A 22,913-nucleotide genomic window follows, 5' to 3' on the forward strand; every position below is an offset into this window, starting at 1 on the left:
ACGGTTTGGGGGTGGCAGGTATGCGGCTTTTCCAGCCGAAATGCTGCCGTTCCGGATACGACGCCATTGTGTACCGTTACCGTGAGGCGGCTTACGCCCCATTGCAGTAATTCCCGCATCGTGGCTAACTCCTCTCATGTCCGATAGCTGCATCACGATTGCTGATGACAAAGCGAGTTCTGTTGAGCGCCTGCGCAATATTGTGAATCATAAGATGGTGGAGAAGCCGGAGTGAATCGATCTATCAAATATCTGGCGATAGCTATCCTCTCGCTTGCGTGTGCATGTCTCAATTTGTTTGATTGGTATCAACGGGGCGGTTGGGGGTTAGGCCTTACTGTGGTTTTCCTGATGAGCGCAGGCGTTGACCTTGCAATGTGGCGTAAGGCGAGCCGCACTCCACCGGGTGCGTAAAATACGCAATCGCCAAATCTTTGAGGTTTGGCGAACGGCAGTTATCCGACCTATTTCTACCGTCTCGCATCCCGCAGCACCGCTCTAAAAGCTGCGGTTTCTTAAGATAGGACGCGACAATTTTGCGGACGTTGCTCTCTCCCCTTCAGGGGAGAGATACGCAGGCTTGTCAGCTTGCTGACTAGTCGGAGTTGAGAGGGGCAGTGCGCTGATCCCCCTCTCCCAACCCTCTCCCCTGAAGGGGAGAGGGCTATTGCAGCCGACCAACCTGTTTCTGCCCTTGCGCGTGTCCTTCGACAGGCTCAGGACGAACGGGGTTTGGGGTTGGCTCGTCCACTCACCCCTTCGCCGGGCGTTCCTTCAGCCAGCCGATCCCGCGCCGCAGGAGGTCGTAGAAGACCGGTAGGTCCCAGGCGCAGCGGTCGACGGTGGGCCACCAGTCGAGCATGGGTTGCAGGTCGTAGTGGCCGCGGCAGTGGCCGAGGGTGTTGTAGAGGACGGCGCCTGCACCGTGGTCCTTGAGATACATGACCGGGTGGGTGCCGGGGGCGGCGGCTGCTTCGACGAAGCCGGTCCCTTCCTCGGTGCATTCGGTCTCGAGCAGGACGTGCAGGTGGCCGTGGCATTCCATGTGGTAGAGTTCGTCCGTCGTTTCGAACGGTTCGATGCCTTGCGTGAGCGGGTGGTCCGGGTCGGCGACGGTCACCGTATAGGGCGCGATGGGCGGGTGGCTGATGAACTGGCTGCCGAGCAGGTCCATCATCAGCGGGGCCCAGCGCGGCGCGTCCCACAGCCCGGCGTTCGGCCCTTCGGACAGGAGCCGCAGTACCGAATTGGTGCCGTGGAGCGCATACCAGCGCCCGCCTGCCTGCAGCCAGTCGCGCAAGGCTTCCTGCGCCTTGAGCGAGGGCGTGACGTCGCAGGTGTAGGTGATGAGGATGTCGGCCTCGGCAATCGCGGCGGTGTTCTCGTAGTCCTCGAACACGCGGGTGCGCACGGCGGGGTCTTCGGCCAGCAACTTCAGCAGTTCGAGCCGGGCGAAGTCCATATCGTGCCACACGCCGCCGCAGATCAGCACGCAATTTATGCGGGGGGGATGCGCTTCCTCGCTCATGCGTTCAGGTACTTGTCGAGCGTCTGGTGGAACTGGCGGATGCGGATTTCCTGATAATCGCCAAGGTTCACCTCGCCGGTCTTCGAGGCGTGGAGACCGTCCTGCACGTAGGGCAGGTTTTCCATGTCCTGTTCGAACACATGGCCCAGCACGCCGATCTCGGGCGCGTCGGTCCATTTCTGGTCCTTGCCCAGCAACTTCATCGGCACGCCGTGCGGCATCGGATCGCCCTTCTTCACGCGGGCGAGGATGCGCACTTCCATCAGGCAGGTGTCCGGCGTCTTTCCGGGGCGCCAGCGATAGACGATGTTGGGCATGAACCCGCCCCACGGCGCGAAGTTGGGAAAGACGTTGTAGACGAGGCCGTCGAGCAGTTCGGCGTCGGTTGCGTGATCGTGGTCGTAGCCGGTCTGCGCGGTGTAGCCCGCGCGCATGGCAGCGCCCAGCGCGGCGCGTGCGGTCATGCCTTCGGGCACGGTCACGGCAAAGGGATCGCCCGCTGCGTCGTAATTGTCCGCGCTGCGCCCGTTGTACTTGCAGAATTCGTCGACGATCCACTGCTGGGTCTTGCCTTCGGGATCGACGTGCGGGGACATCACGCCGAACGGCACGTGATTGACGTTCACGTTATCGCCATAAGTCCAGTAGGCCCCGTTGGCATCGCCGGTGAACGGCAGCAGTTGCGGGTGGGTGACGACGGTGTGCCAGGCTTCCATGAAGGCTTCGGCGGTGACCTTCCAGTTGGCCGGGACTTCCTTGGCCACCCAGATTACCGTGGTGCAATCCTCGTGCCGCCAGCGCTTGAAGAATTCAGGCAGCGGGGCGAGGTATTCCTCAAGGCTCGGGCCGCCTGGTTCCTCGCGCAGGAAGATGTAGCCGCCCCAGCGTCCGACTTCGGCTTGCGGAAGCTGCATCTTGTCTGCCGTCAGGTGCCCGAAGTCCCACGAGCAGGGCATGCCGTCGAAGCTGCCGTCCTTGTTCCAGGCAAAGCCGTGGAAGGGGCAGGTGAACTTGTCGGCGGTGCCATCCTCGGTGCGCAGCTTGCGGCCGCGGTGCAGGCAGACGTTGTGCATCGCCTTGACGCTGCCGTCTTCCTGGCGGCTGACCAGCCATGACCGGCCTGCGTTCTCGAACACGGTGTAATCGCCCGGCTCGGGAATGTCCTCCTCGCGCGCGGCGAACTGCCAGACGTGGGGCCACATCTTCTCGCGTTCGAGACGGGCGAAGTCCTCCGAGGTGTAGCGCTCGGCCGCCAGCGGTTCGGATCCACGATATTCGTAGCTTTCCTGGGTGAGCATGTCGGGCGCGGGGCGCGAATCCTGCGCCAGCAGTTCCTGCCAGCTGATTGCGTCGCAACGAGCCTTGCCGCCGCCCATGTTCGGGTCGCTGTCAGCCATTATCGATTCCTCACCCACATTTCGGTCATTGCTGCCGGTTTTGCTCTGCCTACGCGCGCGCGTCACCTTGCTGAAAGCATAGGTTGCACAAGGGCGTGGGCGTCGTAACCACTCTTTCCATAAATTCGTGCGGATTCAGCTGAGGCGAGTTCAGCACAGGCGGATTCTGGGGAGAGAAGTGTGTCCAACAGGCTTGAAGGCAAGGTTGCGCTGGTGACCGGCGGCACCACGGGGATCGGCGCGGCCACGGTCGCGCGGTTGAGCGCAGAGGGCGCGAAGGTGTGGTTCACCGGATCGAAGGAGGAAGCCGCCGCCGCGCTGGTGGCGCAGACCGGCGCCGTGTTCCGCAAGCACCGCGTGCAGGACGCAGCCGCATGGGCCCCGCTGATCGACGAGATCATTGCCGTCGAGGGCCGGCTCGACATCGCCTTTGCCAATGCCGGGACCGAGAGCGGCGATGGCAGCATCGAGGATGTGGGGATCGAAGGCTGGGACAACGTCGTGGCGGTCAACCAGACCGGCGTGATGCTGACCGTGCAGCACGCGATCCGCGGCATGAAGCGCAATCCCGACGGGCCCAAGGGCTCGATCATCATCAATTCCTCGATGAACGCGACGCGCCCCTTGGGCAACTACGTGACCTATTCGGTGACCAAGGCGGCGGTCTGCGCGCTGGCCAAGTCTGCCGCGGTGCACTGCGGGCAACAGGGCTATGCGATCCGCGTCAACGCGATCCTGCCGGGCGTGGTGGAAACGCCGCTGATCCAGCAGATCATGAACAGCCAGCCCGATCCTGCCGCCGCGCGCGCGATGTACGAGGGCATGGCTCCCTTGAAGCGCATGGCACAGTTGACCGAGGTCGCAGGCCTGGTCGCCTATCTGGCCAGCGACGAGGCCGCCTTCATCTCGGGCGGGGAATACGCGATCGACGGCGCGACGACCGCCGGCATGATGGGGGTCTGAGACAAATGGAACTTTCCGCACAGCGGCTGAAAGGCCGCGTCGCTTTCGTATCGGGTGGCCTGCGCGGCATCGGCCTTGCCTGTGCGACACGCTTTCTTGCCGAGGGGGCCGAAGTGGTCCTGTCCGACCTCGATGCCGAGGATAGCGATACCGCGCGCGAGGTCATGGGCCGGCTGGGGCAGGCGGCCAGCTACATCAGCGCGAACGTGGCCAGGGAAGAGGACTGGGAGCGCGCGGTGGCGCTGGTCAGGGAACGCCACGGCAAGTGCCACATCCTTGTGAACAACGCGGGCATCGACCTGACCGGGCCGGTCGAGGAGCTTTCCATGGAAGGCTGGCGGCGGATCATGTCGGTCAACGTCGATGGCGTGTTCCTGGGCACCAAGCACTTCGTGCCGCTGATGGCGGCCAGCGGCAGCGATTTCCATGGTGGCGCCTCGATCATCAACGTCAGCTCGATCATGGGGCTGGTGGGCATGAACGAGGTTTCGGCCTACAACGCCAGCAAGGGCGCGGTGCGGCTGTTCACCAAGGGCATCGCGATCGAGTTCGCGCAAAAGAAGATGCCGATCCGCGCCAATTCGCTGCACCCCGGCTTTGTCGAGACGCCGCTGCTCAAGGCCGGGTTCCAGCGCTGGGTCGACCAGGGCTTTGCCGAGAAGCCCGACGATCTGGTGGCAGGCGTGGTCGGCATGACGCCGATCGGGCGTCTGGCGCAGCCGAGCGAGCTGGCCAGCGCCGCGTTCTTCCTTGCCAGCGAGGATTCAAGCTACATGACCGGCGGCGAGCTGGTCATCGACGGGGGATATACCGCGCAATGACGATAGCTCTGGACAATGTCGTCGCGGTCGTCACCGGCGCGGCGGGCGGCATCGGCCGCGCGCTGGTCAAGGCGATGAAGGCTGCCAATGCAATCGTGATCGCCACCGACCTTGCCGCCGATGCGCAGATCGAGGGCGCGGACCATTACCTGAAACATGACGTGACGAGCGAGGCCGACTGGCGCGCGGTCGCCGCGCTGGTTCAGGAAAACTACGGGCGGCTCGACGCGCTGGTGAACAACGCCGGCTATTCGATCGTGACGAAGTTCGACGAGACGCCCCTGAGCGAGTTCCACCGGGTCAACGCCATCAACGTGGATTCGATCATCATCGGCACGCAAGTGATGCTGCCGCTGCTGCGCGAAGGCGGCAAGGCGCGGGCAGGCGGGGCCTCGGTGGTCAACTTCTCGAGCGTGGGGGGCCTGCGCGGCGCAGCCTTCAACGCGGCCTATTGCACCAGCAAGGCTGCGGTGAAGATGTTGAGCAAGTGCCTTGGCGCCGAATTTGCGGCGCTGGGCTACAACGTGCGCGTCAATTCGGTGCATCCCGGCGGGATCGACACGCCGATGCTCGGTTCGATCATGGACAAGTACGTGGAACTGGGCGCGGCACCATCGCGCGCGGTGGCCCAGGCGGCGATGGAAGCGCGCCACCCGATCGGCCGGATGGGGCGGCCCGATGAAATGGGCGGCGGCGTGGTCTATCTGTGTTCGGACGCGGCAAGCTTCGTGACCTGCACAGAGTTCGTGATGGACGGCGGCTTCAGCCAGGTCTGATATCGGCAAGGTCTGAACAAGGGAGGCGCGCGGGGGCATTTTGCCTCTGGCGCGAAGCGGGCAGGTTCTGCATGAGGCGGGGCCATGGCCCAGGTGACGCGCGCAACCCGGCAGCTCGAAGAGGCAGGCGTCGCCTTTTTGCTGCGCAGCTATGACTACGATCCCGGCGCGGACAGCATCGGGCGCGCGGCGGCCGATGCGCTGGGCGTGGAACCGGCGCAAGTGTTCAAGACGCTGATGGTGCTGGCCGACGGCAAGCCGGCCTGCGCGATTGCCCCCAGCGATGGCGAGGTTTCGCTCAAACGCGTGGCGGCGGCGCTGGGCGCCAAGGGCGCGGTGATGATGCGCCCAGCCGATGCCGAGAGGGTGACCGGATACAAGGTCGGCGGGATCAGCCCGTTCGGCCAGATGCGCCGCGTGCCCGCCGTGATCGACGAGACCGCGCTGCTGTGGGATGCGGTCTTCATCAACGGCGGACAGCGCGGACTGCAGGTGCTGGTAAGCGGCGAAGACGCGGCGCGCGTTCTTGGGGCCGTGGTGGCCGATATCGCGGCCTGAGGCGCGCGGGCAACGCTGAGCTTGTCGAAGCGCGCCCGCGACGCAGGACCTAAACCGGCGTGCGGTATATCAGAATCACCCGACGAAGTGTGCAGATATTCTGCACGTCGCTCTATCGCGTGAGATACCCGCCCTCGACCGCGAGGCTGTGGCCGGTGACATAGCTCGAGGCGTCCGAGCAGAGCCAGGCGCTGGCTTCGGCGACTTCCTCGGGCTTGCCGATGCGGCCGAACAGGCTGAGCGCGGGGGCGAATTCCTCTTCGGTGAAACCATTGGCATCGAGCGCTGCGCGGAACATCGGGGTGTCGATCGCGCCGGGCAGGACGGCGTTCACGCGGATGCCCTTGCCGGCGTATTCGAGGCTGCCGACCTTGGTCAGGCCGATCACACCGTGCTTGGCGGCGACATAGGCGGCGTTGTGCGGCTGCGGGCGGAAAGAGCTGACCGACCCGATGTTGACGATCGAACCTTGCGACCCTTGCGCCAGGATCTGGCGGATCTCGTACTTCATGCAGAGCATGACCGAGCGCAGATCGACGTTCAGCACCTTGTCGAATTCGGCCATGTCGGCCTCGTGGATCGGGTGGGTGTCGGGCGTGATCGCGGCGTTGTTCACCGCGCAGTCGAGCCGGCCATAAGTGGCGACGGTCTCGGCGATCAGGGCCTCGACCTCGCGTTCCTCGGCAACGTTGGTGACGACCGCGTGGGCAGTGCCACCGGCAGCGCGGATCGCATCGACCGTGGCGGCGGCGGTTGCGGGATTGATGTCGGAGACGATGACCCTTGCCCCGCGTGCGGCGAGCAGCTGCGCCGTCGCCGCGCCCATGCCCACGCCTGCACCGGTGACGATGGCGACCTTGCCTTCAAGATTGACGAGATTGGGGTTCACCGTGCGTTCTCCTGGGAGCAGTGTTGCGGTCTTACTTGGCATTCTCGAGCGAGCCGCTGAGCGGCATCAGGAAATCCATGGTGTAGCGCGTGGCCTTCCAGCCCGCGGTGGTGCGGCGCACGTCGAAATAGTAACGGCCATGGACGGTCACGCCGCTGCCGTCCTTGCCGGTCCCCATGCCGATCACATAGGCGCGCATCGATGCCGTATCGCCATCATAGGCGGTGACCGCGAAGTTGGTCAGGTAGTGGGCGTGGTGCGCCATGTTGGCAAAGACGTTGGTGAAGAAGGCGCGGATGCCTTCGTGGCCCACTTGCGGGGTGAGGCCGATGCCCGAGAGATCGAACACGGCGTCAGGGGTGAACACGTCCAGCACCGCGTCGATGTCGCTGACGGTATCGACGGCGTGGGCGTAGGCGATCATCAGATCCTGGATTTCCAGCCGGTCTTCGATCGGGCATTTCATGGGTGTGGGGTCCTCTCGCGGGTAAGTCGTGCTTGGTTCGGCCGTCTTGTCGGGCGAACCGGTATGCTCAGGAGAACAAGGGCCGGATCGGGTCGGTCACGCCGTCCCAGTCGGCGGCGCCCTGCGCGATTTTGGTGAAGGCCTCGGCTTGCGCATCGTTCTTCTCGACGATCTCGATCATGCAGCCGAGCGCGGGCGCGGTGTCGACATAGCAGAAGCGCATTGCGCCGAACTTGCTGTCGACCGCGACGATGAAGCCCTGATCGACGTAGGACTGACGGGTGGCGTCGTAGTCGTCGGTGTAGATGCAGAAGTGGTGGAAACCCTGCGTGCCCTTGGCGATGGTGTCGCGATAGGCGCTCGGGCGGTCGCAGTGCTGCTGGATCAATTCCACCTGCATCCCGCCCGATTGCGCCAGTGCGACCGAGAAATCGAGGCCTCCGCCCGGAGCGCCGCGATAGGTCATCTCGGCCAACTGGATGTGCGGAACCATGTAGAACGGGCCGATCCCGGTGGTGGCGATCCACGCCCGGGCGGCGGCCTCGACGTCATCGACGATGAAGGCCACCTGCATCAGGTGAGGGCCGGTCTGACCGGGAACGACAGCGATGGGGTTCATTTGCCGACGAAATCGTTCAGGCGTTCGTGGAAGCGCTGCACGCGCTTTTCCTGTCCCGGCAGGATGCAGCCCTTGAAGCCGCGCGAATTGAGGCCCTGCTGCTGGGTGGTGCCGATCGACAGGTCCTGATCGGCGACGAAGCCGACCGAGACGCCATCGCCATAGACCGAGTGGCGATGGATCGCGTCCTGACGGAACGGGGCGCGCCCGACCGGGGTCTCGATCTCGGCCATCTTGGCATTGGGCGGATAGAGGCACCAGTGCTGGAACACGCACTTTTCGGGGTCGGTCGGGTGCGGTTCGGTGCGCAGGATCTGGCACTGTTCGGGCGACATCGTGATCGTGAGGTTGGGGAACAGCGTGCAGTGGAAATAATCGACCAGTTGCTGGTCGGTCATTTCGCTGTAGTCGTAGCCGGCGTCCGCGCCACGCTCGCGCTTGGCCTTGATCACGGCCTCGCGGATGTCGGCGGTGCGTCCACGGTATTCCTTGGGGTCGATGCCCCAGGCTTCGGCGGCTTCATAAAGACCGGGGGGCACATCGCCGCTGACGTAGTCCTTGCGGCTGGTGGCCTGGTGGCCGATCATCCACATCGCGTTGTGGCCGCTCTCGTACATCTCGAACAGCGTGGTCGGCAGGCCGTCGTTGATGAAAGTGGCCAGCTCGGGGTGGATCGTGGGGAGGTGATAGCTCTCGTTGAAGTTGTCGCGGATGATCTTCCAGTTGAACTCGCAGTCTGCCGAGAGGTTCAGCACGCGCACCCAATTGTCGAGCTTGTAGCCCTTCAGGCGTTCGGGGAAGGGCGCAAGCCATTCGTGCAAGGGGGCCACGTCATCGTCCATGCACCAGAACACGAACGGGCCCCAGGTATCGCAGCGAAGTTCGGCAAGCTTGACCTTGCCGCAAGGGTTGCCGCCGGCGAAATCGTCCGGGTCCTGCACGTGGGCGAGCGTGCCATCGGGATCGAACTGCCAGCCATGATAGCCGCAGGTGAGGCGCGGGGCCGAGCCGACATCGCCGAGCACCAGGCGGTTACCGCGGTGCGGGCAGGTGTTGTAGAACGCCTTCACCGAGCCATCGTCCTGCCGGACCATGACGACCGATTCCTTGCCGAAGTTGTGGCGGATGTAATCGCCCTCTTCCTCGAGGTCGGCGAGCATGCCGCCCAGATGCCAGACCTTGGGCCAGAGGTGCTTGTTCTCCAGCTCCATCCATTCACGCGTAATGTAGCGGTCGGCAGTGATCGTATCTCCGCGTACGGCCACGTCGAACTCCGGGGAATAGCGGGAAATCTTTTCTTCGACGGTCATCTCGGCGTCCTCTCGAATCGTTATCAGACCGGCCAGTTGCGGGTCTGGCTGAAATCCGTTCCGCGTCTTCCGGGGCGGACCAGCGGATTCCCTTCAAGGAAACCGTCGGCTGCCGGGTCGGTACGCGCCCAGTCCACTATTTCGCGGCGGCGGCTGATGCGCCACTCCCCATTCTTGCAGGTGTATTCGTCGACATAGCGCCCTGCGACGACGAGATCCCTGGGTTCGCCGTCCTCGAACGTGCGGTGCCAGGCGTAGAAATAGACCTCGCCTGAGGCGCAGTCGCCGCGCAGGTCGATCTGGACCTGCCCGATGATGTGCTGGCTTCCGCCGAGATCGGCAAGGAAGCCTTGCGCGAACGCGACGAATTCGTCGGCCGTGCCCTGCATCAACCCGCAATCGACCCAGGCATCGTCGTGGAACGCACTGCGATGAAGTTGCGGGTCGAGACGGTCCTGCCCGCGCATGTAGTTGCACAGCGCGGTGTTGATGTCGCGGCGGGCGCACAGGTCGCGCACTTCGGCTTCGAGATCGAAGGCCATGGTCAGAGCGCTCCGTCCAGATACTTGTCGACGACCATCTGGAAGTGGCGGATGCGCGATTCCTGATAGTTGCCAAGCTGCTGGACGCCGGTGGCGCTGGTGCGGAAACCCGCCTGCTGGGCGCGCAGGTTGTCGGTGTCCTGATCGTAGACATGGCCCATTGCCGCATCGAAGCCGGGGGCCGAGGCATAGCTGTCGTGCTCGCCGACGCGCCAGGGCTCGGGCGGTTCGGGCGCGCGGCCCCCTTCGCGGTTCGGGCGCAGGAACAGGATCTCGAACAGGGTGCGGCCCGGGTCGCTGCCGATCGGCCGGAAGCGGTAGACCATCGGTAGCGACAGGCCGGGGAACAGCACCATGTTGGGGAACACATGATATTCGATCGTGTCGATCATCTCGCTGTCAGAGACGGCGGAGAGATCGCAGCCGTAGGCCTCGCCCATGACCTTGCGCAAATGGCGGGCCATGACGGTGCGGGCGGTCTCGCCCGGAGCGATGGCAAGCCCCTCGCCGCGCGAATCCTTGTCGCCAAGGATCATCGTGGCGAGGAGTTCTTCCTCGCCGAGAGGTCTGGCGAGGTGGGGAGAATTGACGCCGCTGGCGGCGTAGAAGCGGGTCACGTGGTCGGAATGGCAATCGTACTGGACGTTGGCATCGCCCACGCCCTTGAGCAGTTGCGGGTGGGTTTCGAGCACGTGATAGGATTCAAGGAAGGCCTCCTGCGCGGTCTTCCAGTTGCAGGGTAGTTCCTTGGCGACGTGGACGGAAACGTGGCGGCCCGCGATGTCCCAGTCCCTGAAGTGATCGGGCAGGGGGGCGAGATATTCCTCGAGACCGGGGCCTTCGGGCGAGGGATTGATGAAGATGAACCCACCCCAGTGGCCGACGCGGACTTGCGGCAGGCCGGTCTTGGAGGGATCGACATGGGCAAAGTCCCAGGCGCAGGGGACCGATGCGAGCGAACCGTCGTTGTGCCAGGTCCAGCCATGATAGGGGCAGCGCAAGTTGTCGCCGGAGCCAACGCCCTCGCCGCGCTTGAACTTGGTCGAGCGGTGGAGGCACGAATTGACGAAAGCGCGGACCGACATGTCCTCCTGCCGCACTACCACCCACGACAGGTGTGCTACCTCGTAAGTGTAGAAATCGCCCGGTTCGGGGATATGATCCTCGCGGCAGACCCATTGCCAGGTGCGCTTCCAGATCCTTTCGATCTCGGCCTCGAAGATGGGCTGGTCGAAATAGCGGTTCACGCTGACTGGCGCGCTGCCCAGAAATACCGGCTCTTCCATCGTCAGCACCGGCGGCGGCGGCATCACATCGTTGGCGACGATCTGCTGCATGGTGGGCGCACCGGGACAGCGAAGCGCGGACAGGTCGTCGCCTTCGACAGGTTCGGGCAATCCGTGCGGGACGATCGCTTCAAGCATGGCCTCTCCGGGGCTGCACATTAAAACCGGCAGTTATGCCTGTTTTATGGACTGCGCCCCGATTCGCCTCAAGCTGTTTGTTGCGCTAGGTCGGCCATTCAAGTTCCAGACGGCGCAGCGCGCCCACGATTCCGGGCACCGGCGAGAGGTCGCTGGATTGGGCCACGCAGAAGTCCGGGATGCGCTTGAGCCATTCCTCCAGCGTGATCGCCACTTCCTTGCGCGCCAGCTCCTGTCCCGGGCACATGTGCGGACCGCTGCCGAAAGTGGAATGGCGCCCGCGCTTGCGCGACGGGTCGATCGCCAGCGGATCGTCGTTGACGCGCGGATCGAGGCCGTGGACCTGGGTCGGGATCGCGATCATGTCGCCCGCCTTGAGGGTGACGCCGTGGAACACGGTATCGTGACGCACCTCGCGCGCGATGGTGACAAGGCCGAAGCGGCGGAACAGTTCGTTGACCGCGGGCGTGATCTCGTGGCCCATGGTGGTCAGCTGGTGGCGCAGTGCCGGGTTGTCGGCCACTTCGCGCAGGATGAATCCGAGCACGTTGACGACGGTATCGAGCCCGGCGATCAGCACCTGCGTGACCAGCGACAGCGCCTCGTCACGGGTGAGGCGACGGGCGCCCATGTCGGCGGCCAGCATTGCGCTGATCATGTCGTCGCCGGGATGCGCGCTGCGGTCGTCGACCAGCGGGCCGACGTATTCGAAGAACAGCTTCTTCGCCTCGTCGAAAGAGAGGTCCATGCCCGGGCGGGTCATGCATTCGGCCCAGTGGCGGATGCGCGGGGCTTCGGCCGCGTCGATATCGACCAGCGACATGAACACGCGGATCGGGAACTGTTCGGCATATTCGGCGGTGAAATTGCAATGGCCCCGCGCGGCAAAGCCCTCGATCAGTTCGACTGCGGTGGCGCGGATGCGCGCCGTCAGGTCGCGGATCGAGGCGGGATTGAGATTATCGTTGAGCAGGCGGCGATAGGGCCGGTGCTCGGGCGGGTCGATCGTGGTGGGGATGAGGCCGTGGAGTTCGCCGACCGACTTGGGCAGGACGATCACGCGCGAGGAGAAGCGTGCGGGATCGGACTGGACTTCCTGCAACGCCTCACCGCCCAGTGCGATCCAGTGGCCTTCGTTGCGCGGTGTCCAGACAACCGGGGGATGATCGGCGCTGAGCGCGCTCCATGCCTTGTGAAAGCCGACCGCTTCGATGCCGGGCGGCACGTATATATCGATATCGACGATGCGGTCTTCGGGCACGTGGGCCGGGCGCGGGGTGGTCATGCCGGATGATCCTCTCTCGTGATTTTGCAGACGATCATGCGGCAGGGCCGTAGCGTTGGCGTTTGGCGTTTAGGATAGGGCAGGCGGCATGGACGAACCGCGCTCTCCGCCATCACTCCATAGTTTCACCATTATCGATGGTGATCGTGGTGCCGGTGATGTGGCGGCCGTCCTCGCAGGCGAGGTACAGGACCATGTTGGCGATATCGATCGGCTGGCCCATGCCGTGGTTCGCGCTCTGCTCGAGCCCTGCGCTGCCCGCGGGCAGTTCGGCCAGCGCCTGCGCGGTCATGGGCGTGACGATCCCGCCGGGTGCGATGGCGTTGACGCGGATCTTGTAGGCCTGTTCGCGGCAATGCACCGCGATGGAGCGGGTCATCCCGATGATCCCGGCCTTTGCCGCGCTATACGCGGGAATGGCGCTGATACCTTTCAGCCCGGCGACCGAGGCCATGTTGATGATCGAGCCCGCGCCGTCCCTGGTCATGTGCGGGATGGCGGTCTTGCAGCCGAGGAAAGTGCCGTTGAGCATGACGTCGACCTGCAGGCGGAAATCGTCATAGGACAGGTCCTCGACCGTGGCGAAGCGCACGAGACCTGCGTTGTTGACCAGCGTGTCGAGCCGGCCGAAGTGGCGGATCGTTTCGGAAACCACGCTTTTCCAGCCCGTTTCGTCACGAACATCGTGGTACATGTAGACGCAGCCGGGTATCTCGGCGGCGACCTTTTGCCCCAGCTCTTCCTGCATGTCGGTGATCACGACCTTGGCGCCTTCGCGCGCCAGCACGCGTGCATCTTCCGCGCCAAGCCCCGACGCGCCGCCGGTAATCAGCGCGACCTTGCCTTCCATCTTTCCACTGGCGATTTTACCCATCGAAAATTCCTTCAAGCAGCCCAGTGGGCGTAAACGGGATCGGTGGCGCCGAAGCAGCCACGGTTGGTCAGCGCTTCGTAAAAGCCGTCGCGCTCCATCGTGGAGGGGTGCGAATGGGTCCAGTCGGCCACGAACGTGCGGCTGAGGATCAGCCACTTGCCATCGCGCTTGACGTAGCGGTCGATGTAGCGCCCGCCGGTCAGCACTTCGGTTCCGGTTTGGACCATTTGTGCGATGGCGTAATGCTCGCCCACGGCTTCATCGCCGCGCACGTCCACCCATTCGTTGGCGACCGAGTGAAAGCACATTTCCAGATTGTCGCGCACGAACGCGGCGATGTCGCGCGCAAACGCTTTGCCCGAGCCGTTGACGACGCCGGAAATGACGGTCGAATCCTCGGTGAAGATCGAGGCAAGCAGGGCCTCGTCGGCGCGGTCGACGCCGCGCGCATAGGCCATGCACAGGTCGTGGATTTCGGCCTTGGCCAAAGCGGCATCAAGCGCGGCTTCGCGGTTCGGTGTGGCGGTCATGGTGTTTCCTCGTGCAGCGGCGGCGTGGAGGGCGAGCAGGGCGCGGCCCGGATCGGCAGCGCCTTTGGCGCCTGCGGGCACGTAGTGTTCAAAGCCCGTGGGCGGATCGGCGCGCGCGACGGTGGAAGGACGGTTCGTATTGCCATCAAGCACATAGGTGCGGTGCGTCAGCCGCCATTCCCCATCGCGGCAGGCGTGGGTGTCGAGATAGCGCCCGTAGACAAAGCGCTGGAGGGCCGGTTCCTCGACATAGGCGATGACATAGGATTCGGAGGTTGCAGCATCGCCATCGACCTTGATCCAGCAGTTCGAGGTGCGGTGCAGCGTGGGCAATGAGCCCTTCTGTGCATTGGCAAGAATATCGACCAGTGTTGCGGCAGGGCCCGCGAAGAAGCCGTAATCGACTGTGGCTTCGGGATGATAGGCCGCGCTCAGCAGATTGGCGTCGGCGCGATCGACGCCCCGGCTGTGCAGCGCGAGCGTGTTGGCGATGGCTGCGCGGGCAATGAAATCTTGCGTTCCGATCAAGGGGCAGTCCTCTGCAAAAAAGTGCCCCGGTTACGGTGAGGTAACCGGGGCCAGGGAGGATTTCGTCAGATCAGAAGTTGTAGCCGACCGAGACGCCAAACTGGCGCGGCGGGGCGTAACCCACGAGGCCCATGTATCCGGGGCTGTCGTAGACCGTGGAGATGTAGCGCTTGTCGAGCAGGTTCTTGCCCCACAGGCCGATCGAGTAGCGCTTGTCCGGGCCGTAGTAGGTCAGCAGCGCATCGACATAGTAGGTGGGCTGGACGGTCGAGCGCGGGGTATTGACCACGGCGGTGTAGAACTTGGACGCGGTATACATCCAGCTGACGTCGGCCACGATGCTGGCGTCTCCGGGCAGACGCGTGGTGAAGTTCGCGCCCAGCGTGGAGGCCCAGCGCGGGGCGTTCTGCAACGCATATCCCTCAAGGCTGATCGTGGTCCCGGCGACCGGATCGAAATAGAGGAAGTTCTTGTACTTGGTGTCGAGGTAGGCAAGCGAGCCACGCAGGGTCAGGCCTTCGACCGGGACGGCCTGGACTTCAAGTTCGAAGCCCTTGATCTGCGACTTTGCGGCATTGAGGATGCGGTTGCCCTGCACGTTGGTGGCCGGATCGAAGTAGATCTGTGCAACCTGCATGTCGCGGTAGCTGGTGTAGAATGCCGAGAAGTTGGTGCGCAGGTGACGGTCGAGGAAGTCGGCCTTGAGGCCCACTTCGAAGGTATCGACCTTTTCCGGGTTGTAGGGCGCATTACCGTCTGCCGCGACGCCGATGCGGCCGGTGAAGCCGCCCGACTTGAAGCCGCGCGCCCAGCTGGCATAGACCAGCTGGTTCTGGCCCAGTTCGTAATCGAGGCCGACCTTCCAGCCGACATTGTTCCAGCTTTTTGTGCCGCCAACGTCGAGGCTGCCGGGGAAGACCACATCGAACTGTGCCCAGTCGGCCGATGTCAGCGCCTTGCTGCCAAGCCCGGTGTCGAGCGTCGAGCGGGCGTTGACGCTGTCATGCGTGTAGCGCACGCCGGCCGAAAGCTTCAGCGCATCGGTCAGCTGGGTGTAGGTCTGGAGAAAGGCCGAGAAGCTTTCGGTCTGCTGGTCCTGCACGTTGAACTGGATCAGGCCAGGCAGGGCGAAATCCAGATGGTACATCTGGTAGTGGTGGTAATCGGTCTTGAGGTAGAACAGACCGGCCGTGGCGTTGAAGCTGTCGCCCGCCGAGACCGAGGTGCGCAGTTCCTGGCTGAACTGGTAGCCGTGGGTGCGGCGGCGCGTGGAGTTGTTGGTCTTCGCGGTGCCGTCCTGGTCGGTATATTCGAACAGCGTGAAGGTCTTGTAGCCGGTGATCGAGGTGATGTCGCCGATGGGCGTGTTGTCGTAGTTGATCGTGCCGATGAAGAACTTGGTGGTCATGTCCGACTGGTCGGGCACTTCGTTGTTGCCCGAGAAGTACTTGTCGGGCGCAACGCAGGGCTTGTTCGGCACCGCGCAGGGACTGCGGTACATCGGCAGCTTGGCGCCGTTCCAGAACGTGCCTTCGGGCACGTAGTTTGCCTCGCCCGGAAGGCCGCCGTTGACGACGATCGGCGCACCGTTGCGTGCAGCGACATATTCGCCCTGAAGCGTGATCCGCAGGTCGGCATAGGGGGTTATGTAGAGCTGGCCGCGCACCGCATCGACGTTCTTGCGGCCCATGTCCTCGCCGTTCCAGACGTTCGTCACCCAGCCATCGCGCTGGGTATGGATGCCGGCGACCTTCAGGCTGACGGTATCCTCGACCAAGGGAGCCTCGATCGCGCCGCTGACGTCGAAGCGGTTCCAGTTGCCGTAGGTGGCCTTGATGTTGCCGCCGAAGTCGCCGGTGGGCTGGTTGGTCACCACGTTGACGACGCCGCCGGTAGTGTTCGCGCCGAACAGCGTGCCCTGGGGACCGCGCAGGATTTCGACCCGGCCGGTGTCGTACGTATCGAGCAACGCACCCATCGAGAAGAATTGCGGCACGCCATCGACCACGATCGACACGGTGTTGCCGGCGTAGGGATCGGGCTCGATCACGCCGATGCCGCGAATGGTGAACACCGCGTTGTTGGGGGTGTTGGCGAAGTTGTCGATCTGGACGTTGGGGACCGAGCCCTGCAGCGCCTGGAGCGTGGTGACGTTCATGGCCGACAGCGTCTCGCCGCTGACGGCGGCAATCGAGATTGGCACCGACTGGATGTTCTCGGCCTTCTTCTGCGCGGTGACGATGATCTCGCTGATCCCGCCGCTTGCAGCATCCTCGGCCTGCGCGGCGGGTGCCGCCGATGGCGAGGCGGATTGCGCCTGCGCAGCGCCGGGCACGGCCGCAAGGGCGATCGCGGAAAGCCCGCTCAACAGTTGAATCGCGTGCAAAGCCCTCATTTTTTCTGACTCCCCTCCTCGGGCGCCCTTCTGGGTCGAAGGGTCGCTCACGATGATCCTCGCCGCAGGCGAATCACAAATACCGGCGGTACTGCCGGTTTTATCGCGCCGACAGTGCGGAAATGCCTACTGGCCGTTTTGTCAGGAGGTCTTGGCAGAGCGCGAAAGGCATGACAGGGGGATGAACATGGCCGGTACGACGATGCAGAAGCGCATGCTTGCAGCGCTGCGCCCCATTGATGCGGGCGCGGGTGAGCCGGTGCGCTGGCAGCAGCGCAAGGCGGCGCAGACGCGTCTGAAAATGGTGGAAGCGGGCGTCGATGCACTGGTCGAAGGTGGCTATGCGGGGCTGACCACGGCGCAAGTGGCCGAACGTTCGCAAGTCTCGCGCGGGGCGATGCACCACCATTTCGCCACGCGCATTGAACTGGTGGCGGCGGTGGTCGAACATGTGTTCTACCAGCGGATGCGCCTGTTTCTGGACGATTACCTGGCGACCATGGGGCAGCACCGCGATGTGCCACTGATCGACCTGGCGACAGAGGCGCACTGGCGCAGCGTGCTTACGCGCGAATATGCCGCCTACCTCGAACTGGCGGTGGCGGCGCGAACCGATGCCGAACTCAACGCCGCGTTTGAGCCTGCCGCCCGCCGCTTCGACGAAGTGTGGACCGCCGAGATGATCGAATCCTTCCCGCAATGGCGCGACCAGTGGGACGCGATGAAGCTGGGCAACGACTTTGCCATTGCGGTGCATTCGGGCCTGCTGGTGCAGCGACCGGTGTTCGGGCCGGAGCGGGTCGAGCGCGTGCTGGCGCTGACGATGAAGGCGATCCGCGGGCTTTACCGCGAGTAGGCGAAAGGCTCAGACCGTGCCGGCATAGCCGATCACGAGGCAGGCGAAGGTCAAAAGGCCGAGCCGTGTCCACGAGGCGGGTTCGCCCATCACGAACACCGCGACGCCGATCACGATGATCGGCACGATCGCGGCCAGCGCTGGCATGATCAGGCTGAGCGGTCCGCCCTCGCGGATCATCGTTGCCAGTGCCCAGAACGAGATCATGTAGATGCCGAGGCAGGCAAGACTCCAGCCCGGATTGCGGAAGGCTTCGGTGCGGCCGAGCAGCAGGCTTCCGCCGACCTGGCCCGCAGCACCGATGATAAACAGCACGACGATGCGTACGGTGAGTCCGGCGGCGATGGACATCTGGCTTTCCCCTCTCGGTCCGCGCACTTCATGGCGGCGACCTCTGCGCCCGGTATCGGGCGCGCAGGCTCGCGGGCACAACTGGCCAAAGTCCGAGCGGCGCTTTCGTGCGTTGTGGCCACGCGCTCACTGAAAGGCCAGTATGCGCAAGGGCCCTTGCTGGGCAGACTTCATGCAACGACGCCGCGCGGGCGGCACTGATCGGGAGACAAGGAAATGGCAACCGTGGCAATCACCGGCGCAGGGCGCGGGATCGGTCTGGAACTGACGAAGCAGCACGTGGCGGCAGGCGACCGCGTGATTGCGCTGGTGCGCAGTCCCGAAGGCGCGACCGAACTGGCCGATCTTGCGGCAGCATCGGGCGGCAAGCTGAGCGTGCACCGCATGGACGTGGGCGATACCGCCTCGGTCAAGGCGGGCGCGGCCGACAGCGGCAGCGACAGCATCGACGTGCTTTACAACGTGGCGGGCGTTTCGGGCCCTCTGCCGGCGGAACTCGAAAGCTCTGACTGGGACGAATGGGACGACGTGTTCCGCATCATGGTGCAAGGCCCGCTGCGCGTGCTGCAGGCTTTCCTGCCACGCATGGGTTCGGGCGCGAAGGTCATCAACATCACCAGCCAGCTGGCGGCATCGACCTGGCCCTATGGCGGATATTATGCCTACGCCGGCGCCAAGGCCGCACTGAACCGCGTGATGCGCTCGGTCGCGACCGATCTCAAGGAGCGCGGCGTGGTTGTCGGGCTGGTCCATCCCGGCTGGGTGCAGACCGACATGGGCGGCGATGGCGCTGACATCACCCCGACCGAAAGCGCCGCGGGCATCCGCCAGATCGCGGCTGACTGGACGCTCGAAACCTCGGGCGATTTCCTCAAGTGGAACGGCGAACCCCACGCCTGGTAAGGAGCGCCTGACCCATGCCATTCACCGGCCCGATCGAAGACCGCATCGCGATCCGCGAACTGATGGACACCCACGCCCACGGCGTGATGATGAAGGACGCCGAACTGTGGGGCTCGATCTGGGCCGAGGACGCCTATTGGGAACTGCCCGACTACCCCGACCTCGGCGCATTCGTCGGCAAGAAGGTGATCGTCGATGGCTGGGTGGAATCGATGAAGGTCTATGGCCTCGACAATTGCACCAAGCCGATGATCTACTTCATGCAGCCCGGATCGATCGAGGTGGACGGCGATAACGCCACCGCCGTTGCCTACACCATCGAAATCTACGACGACCCCGCCACCGGCAAACGCATCCACACGACCGGGCGCTACAACGACGAGTTGCGCCGGATCGATGGCGCGTGGAAGTTCACGCGGCGGGCGTATCGGACGGTGTTTGCGGATTAATTGATGGGTGGGGTGGTCGGCGATCCGGCTGTCCGCCCTGCTCGCTGGTTGGCAGCTATCAGGCTGGCTGCGGGAAATGCTGCTGGTCCAGACACGATGCCCTTGCGGACGTTTACGAGGTGGCAGTGACGCGCTCGTTCACGCGCTGGAGAAAACCGAATGGTCGCAGCCTGTCGCTATTGGGGTAACTCCATATACAGCGCACCAGGGCTGGAATCTTTGTCAAGCAAAGCCAATGCGAAGCAATTCTTGCAGAAAGCCCAAGCTTCTCTTTCCGGTAGATATGCGAAAGCAACCCTATTGATGGCAAATGCCCTGCTGCCTTCGCAGTCTTAAGATAAACTAGTGCTTCAGGAACGGACCGATAGCCCAGATCGCCGCGATAGAGTGACCGTCCAACGTAGTACATTGCGGGTGTATAACCTCGTCCAGCCAAAGCTTTAAATTTGGCCAAGGCTTGGTCCCAAGCTTGCATCTGCTGATAATGCAACGCCAATTGGAGACCACCTTCAATCGACCCGCCTTCAGCTGACCGAACGAGCCATTCCTCGCCCAGCGCTGCATTATCTGGCTCACCCCGAGAAATGTATTCGTGGCCAAGGTACATCATGGCCAGCTTTGAGCCCCGGACCGCCACGGCGGTCAGCATTGCGATCCCTTGCTCGTGGTCTTGCTTCAGGACCTGAAGGGCATCCCAGAGCTCGCCGCCATGCGCCTCTTCGGCCCATTCACGTTGCATGTTTTCGCCGAGCTTCGACACCATTCCAAAAGCGTAACTCAAAGGATTTGATCAATCAATTCTATGTCTCGAACCCACCCACTTCCTGCCGTAGCGGCTGGCCCATAGTCCCGTCGGAAGCTGCCCTTTGTTCAGGCACCAGATTCCGTTCGTCCTGAGCCTGTCGAAGGACGCGCGCGACCTATCCTTTGACCTGTCATTCATGCTGAAGGCGAACCTTGGCGCGTGTCCTTCGACAGGCTCAGGACGAACGGGGGTGGGGGTATTTGGTGCGGGGGTTTTGAGGGTTTGGGGTGGCTGAGAACAGTGTTTACCCGCCAATCTCCCGCAAGACCGAAGCGCATTCCTCCATCCGGTAGGTCCGCATCCTTGCCCGGTCAAACAGGCGTTCCTCGTCCGCCACGATCTCGTCCATGATGGCGGGGTTGGCCATGGCGGCGAAGCAGGCGTCGCAGGTGGCTTGGTCGGGGAAGTCTATTTCGAGGACGACGTCGAAATCGTGCGCCATGTCCGTGCCGTCGAGCGGGTGGAGGTGTTTGCGGACGTAGCGCGTGGCCCAACCGGACAGGACCTTTTCGCCGATCAGGCGGTGGCGCGATTCATAGTATGCGATGAAATCGGCCTTGGTCATGCCTTCGCGGCGCTTGAGCAGGGTGAGGACGGTGACGGTCATGCATAGGCCTCAAGCCAGCGCCGCGTGGCATCGGCCACGGCGGCTGCGCGCAGGGCGGGGTGCGGGAAGGCATCGCGCAACGCCTCGGAACGCAGTTCGATGGCCAGCGGAATGTTCGCCGGGAGCGCCTGATAAAGCGCGGCCAGTGGCAGCGCGCCTTCACCGCACTGTTCGCGCAAGTTGATCGCATCGTGGATCACCGCGGCAAAATCGGCAGGATCGGGGCGCAGCGCGGGGGCATCGCAGAACTGCGCATAGGGCAGCAGCGCGGGATCGACCTTGGCGATCTCCGCAATCGACGACCCCGAGCGATCGACGTGGATCGGATCGATCAGCAGCGCGCGCAAGGGGTGGGCGACCTTATCGAGCACGGCCAGCGCGGTGCGCAGATCCTTCACCTCGGTGAAGATGCCGAATTCGAGCGCGACACGGACGCCCGATCCTTCGGCATGGACGCACAGTTCGGCAAGGCGCGCGGCGGTGCGGGCGTGGTCGGGATCGGACGAGACGCAGAGCACGTTGGCCGCGCCAAGGTCCGCGCCGACGTCGATGACCTTGCGGTGATCGTCCATCGACGAATCCGGCTTGAGCCAGATCACCTCGACGTCGAGCAGCGGCAGGCCGGTGGCGGCGAGCGCGGCGCGGGCATTGCGCGTGTGGGCCGCAGTCCATTCCGCCGGATCGACCCACAGCCCGACCATGTCGAAGCCGCCGGCGCGGGCAGCCTCGATGGTCTCGACCGGGCCGAATTCGGGCACCACGCCCGAAGCGAGGCTGATCGGATTCATCAAGTCGCTCCCGCGCTTTCCGGCCCGATCACATCGTCGGTTCGGGGAGGTCCGCGTCGTCCTGCAGATACCAGTCGAGCCATTCGTGGAAGTACTGGTTGCCGCGCTCGTTGCGTCCGAACACGAGTTCGTCGTGCGCGCCGCTTTCGAGGCCCTTCTGGATTTCGAGGCCGATCAGGTAGTCCTCGGTATAGGTCACGTCGCGGAAGAAGTTCATCGCGGCCTCGACATTGGCGCGGTCTTCCTCGTCGCGGATCGGTTCGCGGCGCAGGTAATTGAGGACGGTGCGGTTCTCGCCCGGCGTGGGTCCGGGAAAGAGCTGGGCGACCTGGGTGATTTCGGGCGCGATGAAGGCCGAGACGTTGGGGAACATGATCCGCACGAAGTCGAAGCCGTTGTTCTCCTGCGTGCCCCATTCCTCGCGCGGCACGTCCTTGAGCGCCTCGGCGATGCGGTGGTGCGGGAAGCCGATGCGCTGATGCGGGCCGAAGCCTTCGTAATGCATGCAGTTGGAGGGCGTGCGCGGGAAGATCGTCTCCGGGTGAAGCGATGCGAAGTGGTAACCTTCGAGGTAGCCGTCATAGGCGACCTTCCAGTTCGCGCCTTCGATCACGCGGCTGCCCATGTAAGTCCACTTGCCGAAATCGAGCGCTTCGAAATCGTCGAGGAAGCCGCGGAAATAGGTCTCGACGTCGATCGGTGCATTGGGGGTGAGGACGACGAAGATCATCCCCGCCTTTTCCTCGCATGGCAGTTCGCGCAGGCCCAGTTCGGACTTGTGGACCTCGCCGAACTTGGAGGCTTCTGAAATGCCGATCAGCTTGCCGTCGGGGCCATAGGTCCAGCCATGGTACTTGCAGGTGAAGCGCGGGCAATTGCCGTGGCCCTCGGAAGCAACCGGCGCGGCGCGGTGCGAACAGACGTTTAGGAAGGCGCGAACCTTGCCCGCCTTGTCGCGATTGATCAGCACGGGCATGCCGACTGCGTCCATCGCCTTGTAATCGCCGGCATTGGGCAGTTCGGCGGTGAAGGCGAGCATCAGCGGCACGCGCTTGAACACCAGCTCCATCTCCGCCTTCCACTGGTCGGGATCGGTGTAGCTGCGCGCGGGCACGCGCTTGGTTGTATCGGTGAGGAAAGTCTGCTTGTTCTCGACGTAATCGCGCATGATGGCGGCGACGTTTCCGATCTGCTCGATGCGGTCCATGGTACTCTTGCCTCTCCGTGCCCGCTGGGTCGGGTCAAGCGG

The 22,913-nt window shown here is 63.9% G+C and carries 24 protein-coding genes; 7 read left to right on the forward strand and 17 right to left on the reverse strand.

The features are described 5' to 3' along the window. Window positions 1-751: 751 nt before the first annotated feature. Together AC2A04_RS13580 and AC2A04_RS13585 are read right to left on the reverse strand one after the other, a co-directional pair. Window positions 752-1,528, reverse strand: coding sequence for a ThuA domain-containing protein (locus AC2A04_RS13580; RefSeq protein WP_484212886.1), 777 nt, complete (start codon window positions 1,526-1,528; stop codon window positions 752-754). Next, window positions 1,525-2,925: an aromatic ring-hydroxylating oxygenase subunit alpha gene (locus tag AC2A04_RS13585; RefSeq protein ID WP_484212887.1), complete on the reverse strand. Its 1,401-nt coding sequence runs from the start codon at window positions 2,923-2,925 to the stop codon at window positions 1,525-1,527. Before AC2A04_RS13585 ends, AC2A04_RS13580 begins: the two co-directional genes overlap by 4 nt. Window positions 2,926-3,105: 180 nt before the next feature. Here AC2A04_RS13585 and AC2A04_RS13590 point away from each other — a divergent pair, with 180 nt between their 5' ends. The 4 genes from AC2A04_RS13590 (at window position 3,106) to ybaK (ending at window position 6,043) form a co-directional block, all read left to right on the forward strand. Further along, the gene (locus AC2A04_RS13590; RefSeq protein WP_484212888.1) at window positions 3,106-3,888 is read left to right on the forward strand and encodes an SDR family NAD(P)-dependent oxidoreductase; all 783 of its coding nucleotides are present in this window, start codon (window positions 3,106-3,108) and stop codon (window positions 3,886-3,888) included. Window positions 3,889-3,893: 5 nt separating this feature from the next. Next, window positions 3,894-4,709 (forward strand): SDR family NAD(P)-dependent oxidoreductase, encoded by an 816-nt coding sequence (locus tag AC2A04_RS13595; RefSeq protein ID WP_484212889.1) that lies wholly within the window; start codon window positions 3,894-3,896, stop codon window positions 4,707-4,709. Next, the gene (locus AC2A04_RS13600) at window positions 4,706-5,485 is read left to right on the forward strand and encodes an SDR family oxidoreductase (protein WP_484212890.1); all 780 of its coding nucleotides are present in this window, start codon (window positions 4,706-4,708) and stop codon (window positions 5,483-5,485) included. The genes AC2A04_RS13595 and AC2A04_RS13600 overlap by 4 nt, the downstream gene beginning before the upstream one ends. Window positions 5,486-5,569: 84 nt before the next feature. Further along, window positions 5,570-6,043: a Cys-tRNA(Pro) deacylase gene (ybaK, locus tag AC2A04_RS13605; protein ID WP_484212891.1), complete on the forward strand. Its 474-nt coding sequence runs from the start codon at window positions 5,570-5,572 to the stop codon at window positions 6,041-6,043. Between the two features lie 112 nt (window positions 6,044-6,155). Here the strand turns inward: ybaK and AC2A04_RS13610 are convergent, their stop codons facing one another. The 10 genes from AC2A04_RS13610 to AC2A04_RS13655 form a co-directional block, all read right to left on the reverse strand. Further along, window positions 6,156-6,932, reverse strand: coding sequence for an SDR family NAD(P)-dependent oxidoreductase (locus AC2A04_RS13610; RefSeq protein ID WP_484212892.1), 777 nt, complete (start codon window positions 6,930-6,932; stop codon window positions 6,156-6,158). Window positions 6,933-6,963: 31 nt separating this feature from the next. Beyond that, complete coding sequence (locus AC2A04_RS13615) at window positions 6,964-7,398, reverse strand: nuclear transport factor 2 family protein (RefSeq protein WP_484212893.1); 435 nt, start codon at window positions 7,396-7,398, stop codon at window positions 6,964-6,966. A gap of 67 nt (window positions 7,399-7,465) precedes the next feature. Continuing rightward, entirely contained in the window at window positions 7,466-8,017 is a 552-nt protein-coding gene (locus AC2A04_RS13620) for a VOC family protein (RefSeq protein ID WP_484212894.1), read from the reverse strand. Continuing rightward, complete coding sequence (locus AC2A04_RS13625) at window positions 8,014-9,327, reverse strand: aromatic ring-hydroxylating oxygenase subunit alpha (RefSeq protein ID WP_484212895.1); 1,314 nt, start codon at window positions 9,325-9,327, stop codon at window positions 8,014-8,016. The genes AC2A04_RS13620 and AC2A04_RS13625 overlap by 4 nt, the downstream gene beginning before the upstream one ends. 23 nt (window positions 9,328-9,350) lie before the next feature. Next, window positions 9,351-9,869 (reverse strand): nuclear transport factor 2 family protein, encoded by a 519-nt coding sequence (locus tag AC2A04_RS13630; RefSeq protein WP_484212896.1) that lies wholly within the window; start codon window positions 9,867-9,869, stop codon window positions 9,351-9,353. A gap of 2 nt (window positions 9,870-9,871) precedes the next feature. Beyond that, the gene (locus AC2A04_RS13635; RefSeq protein WP_484212897.1) at window positions 9,872-11,293 is read right to left on the reverse strand and encodes an aromatic ring-hydroxylating oxygenase subunit alpha; all 1,422 of its coding nucleotides are present in this window, start codon (window positions 11,291-11,293) and stop codon (window positions 9,872-9,874) included. A gap of 85 nt (window positions 11,294-11,378) precedes the next feature. Further along, on the reverse strand, window positions 11,379-12,578 hold the full coding sequence (locus AC2A04_RS13640) for a cytochrome P450 (RefSeq protein WP_484212898.1): 1,200 nt from the start codon (window positions 12,576-12,578) through the stop codon (window positions 11,379-11,381). Between the two features lie 112 nt (window positions 12,579-12,690). Beyond that, window positions 12,691-13,452 carry an SDR family oxidoreductase gene (locus AC2A04_RS13645; RefSeq protein WP_484212899.1) on the reverse strand — a complete coding sequence of 254 codons (762 nt, stop codon included), beginning with the start codon at window positions 13,450-13,452 and terminating at the stop codon, window positions 12,691-12,693. Between the two features lie 11 nt (window positions 13,453-13,463). Then, window positions 13,464-14,510 (reverse strand): nuclear transport factor 2 family protein, encoded by a 1,047-nt coding sequence (locus tag AC2A04_RS13650; RefSeq protein WP_484212900.1) that lies wholly within the window; start codon window positions 14,508-14,510, stop codon window positions 13,464-13,466. A gap of 70 nt (window positions 14,511-14,580) precedes the next feature. After that, a complete protein-coding gene (locus AC2A04_RS13655) occupies window positions 14,581-16,905 on the reverse strand; it encodes a TonB-dependent receptor (protein ID WP_484212901.1) in 2,325 nt (774 codons plus the stop codon). A 187-nt stretch (window positions 16,906-17,092) separates the two neighbouring features. On the opposite strand from AC2A04_RS13655, the gene AC2A04_RS13660 reads away from it, so the two are divergent. Further along, a complete protein-coding gene (locus AC2A04_RS13660) occupies window positions 17,093-17,761 on the forward strand; it encodes a TetR/AcrR family transcriptional regulator (RefSeq protein ID WP_484212902.1) in 669 nt (222 codons plus the stop codon). A gap of 9 nt (window positions 17,762-17,770) precedes the next feature. Here AC2A04_RS13660 and AC2A04_RS13665 read toward each other — a convergent pair whose 3' ends face one another. Next, window positions 17,771-18,112 (reverse strand): hypothetical protein, encoded by a 342-nt coding sequence (locus tag AC2A04_RS13665; protein WP_484212903.1) that lies wholly within the window; start codon window positions 18,110-18,112, stop codon window positions 17,771-17,773. 216 nt (window positions 18,113-18,328) lie between these two features. On the opposite strand from AC2A04_RS13665, the gene AC2A04_RS13670 reads away from it, so the two are divergent. Both AC2A04_RS13670 and AC2A04_RS13675 read left to right on the forward strand, forming a co-directional pair. Beyond that, window positions 18,329-19,015: an SDR family NAD(P)-dependent oxidoreductase gene (locus tag AC2A04_RS13670; RefSeq protein WP_484212904.1), complete on the forward strand. Its 687-nt coding sequence runs from the start codon at window positions 18,329-18,331 to the stop codon at window positions 19,013-19,015. 14 nt (window positions 19,016-19,029) lie between these two features. Then, window positions 19,030-19,464, forward strand: coding sequence for a nuclear transport factor 2 family protein (locus AC2A04_RS13675; protein ID WP_484212905.1), 435 nt, complete (start codon window positions 19,030-19,032; stop codon window positions 19,462-19,464). A gap of 112 nt (window positions 19,465-19,576) precedes the next feature. Here the strand turns inward: AC2A04_RS13675 and AC2A04_RS13680 are convergent, their stop codons facing one another. The 4 genes from AC2A04_RS13680 to AC2A04_RS13695 form a co-directional block, all read right to left on the reverse strand. Beyond that, complete coding sequence (locus AC2A04_RS13680) at window positions 19,577-20,227, reverse strand: tetratricopeptide repeat protein (protein WP_484212906.1); 651 nt, start codon at window positions 20,225-20,227, stop codon at window positions 19,577-19,579. A 286-nt stretch (window positions 20,228-20,513) separates the two neighbouring features. Next, complete coding sequence (locus AC2A04_RS13685; protein ID WP_484212907.1) at window positions 20,514-20,876, reverse strand: EthD domain-containing protein; 363 nt, start codon at window positions 20,874-20,876, stop codon at window positions 20,514-20,516. After that, window positions 20,873-21,664 (reverse strand): sugar phosphate isomerase/epimerase family protein, encoded by a 792-nt coding sequence (locus tag AC2A04_RS13690; protein ID WP_484212908.1) that lies wholly within the window; start codon window positions 21,662-21,664, stop codon window positions 20,873-20,875. The genes AC2A04_RS13685 and AC2A04_RS13690 overlap by 4 nt, the downstream gene beginning before the upstream one ends. A 28-nt stretch (window positions 21,665-21,692) precedes the next feature. Beyond that, on the reverse strand, window positions 21,693-22,871 hold the full coding sequence (locus tag AC2A04_RS13695; protein WP_484212909.1) for an aromatic ring-hydroxylating oxygenase subunit alpha: 1,179 nt from the start codon (window positions 22,869-22,871) through the stop codon (window positions 21,693-21,695). Between the last annotated feature and the right edge of the window lie 42 nt (window positions 22,872-22,913).

It is taken from the genome of Novosphingobium sp. HNCC26DJ243, assembly GCF_057180545.1.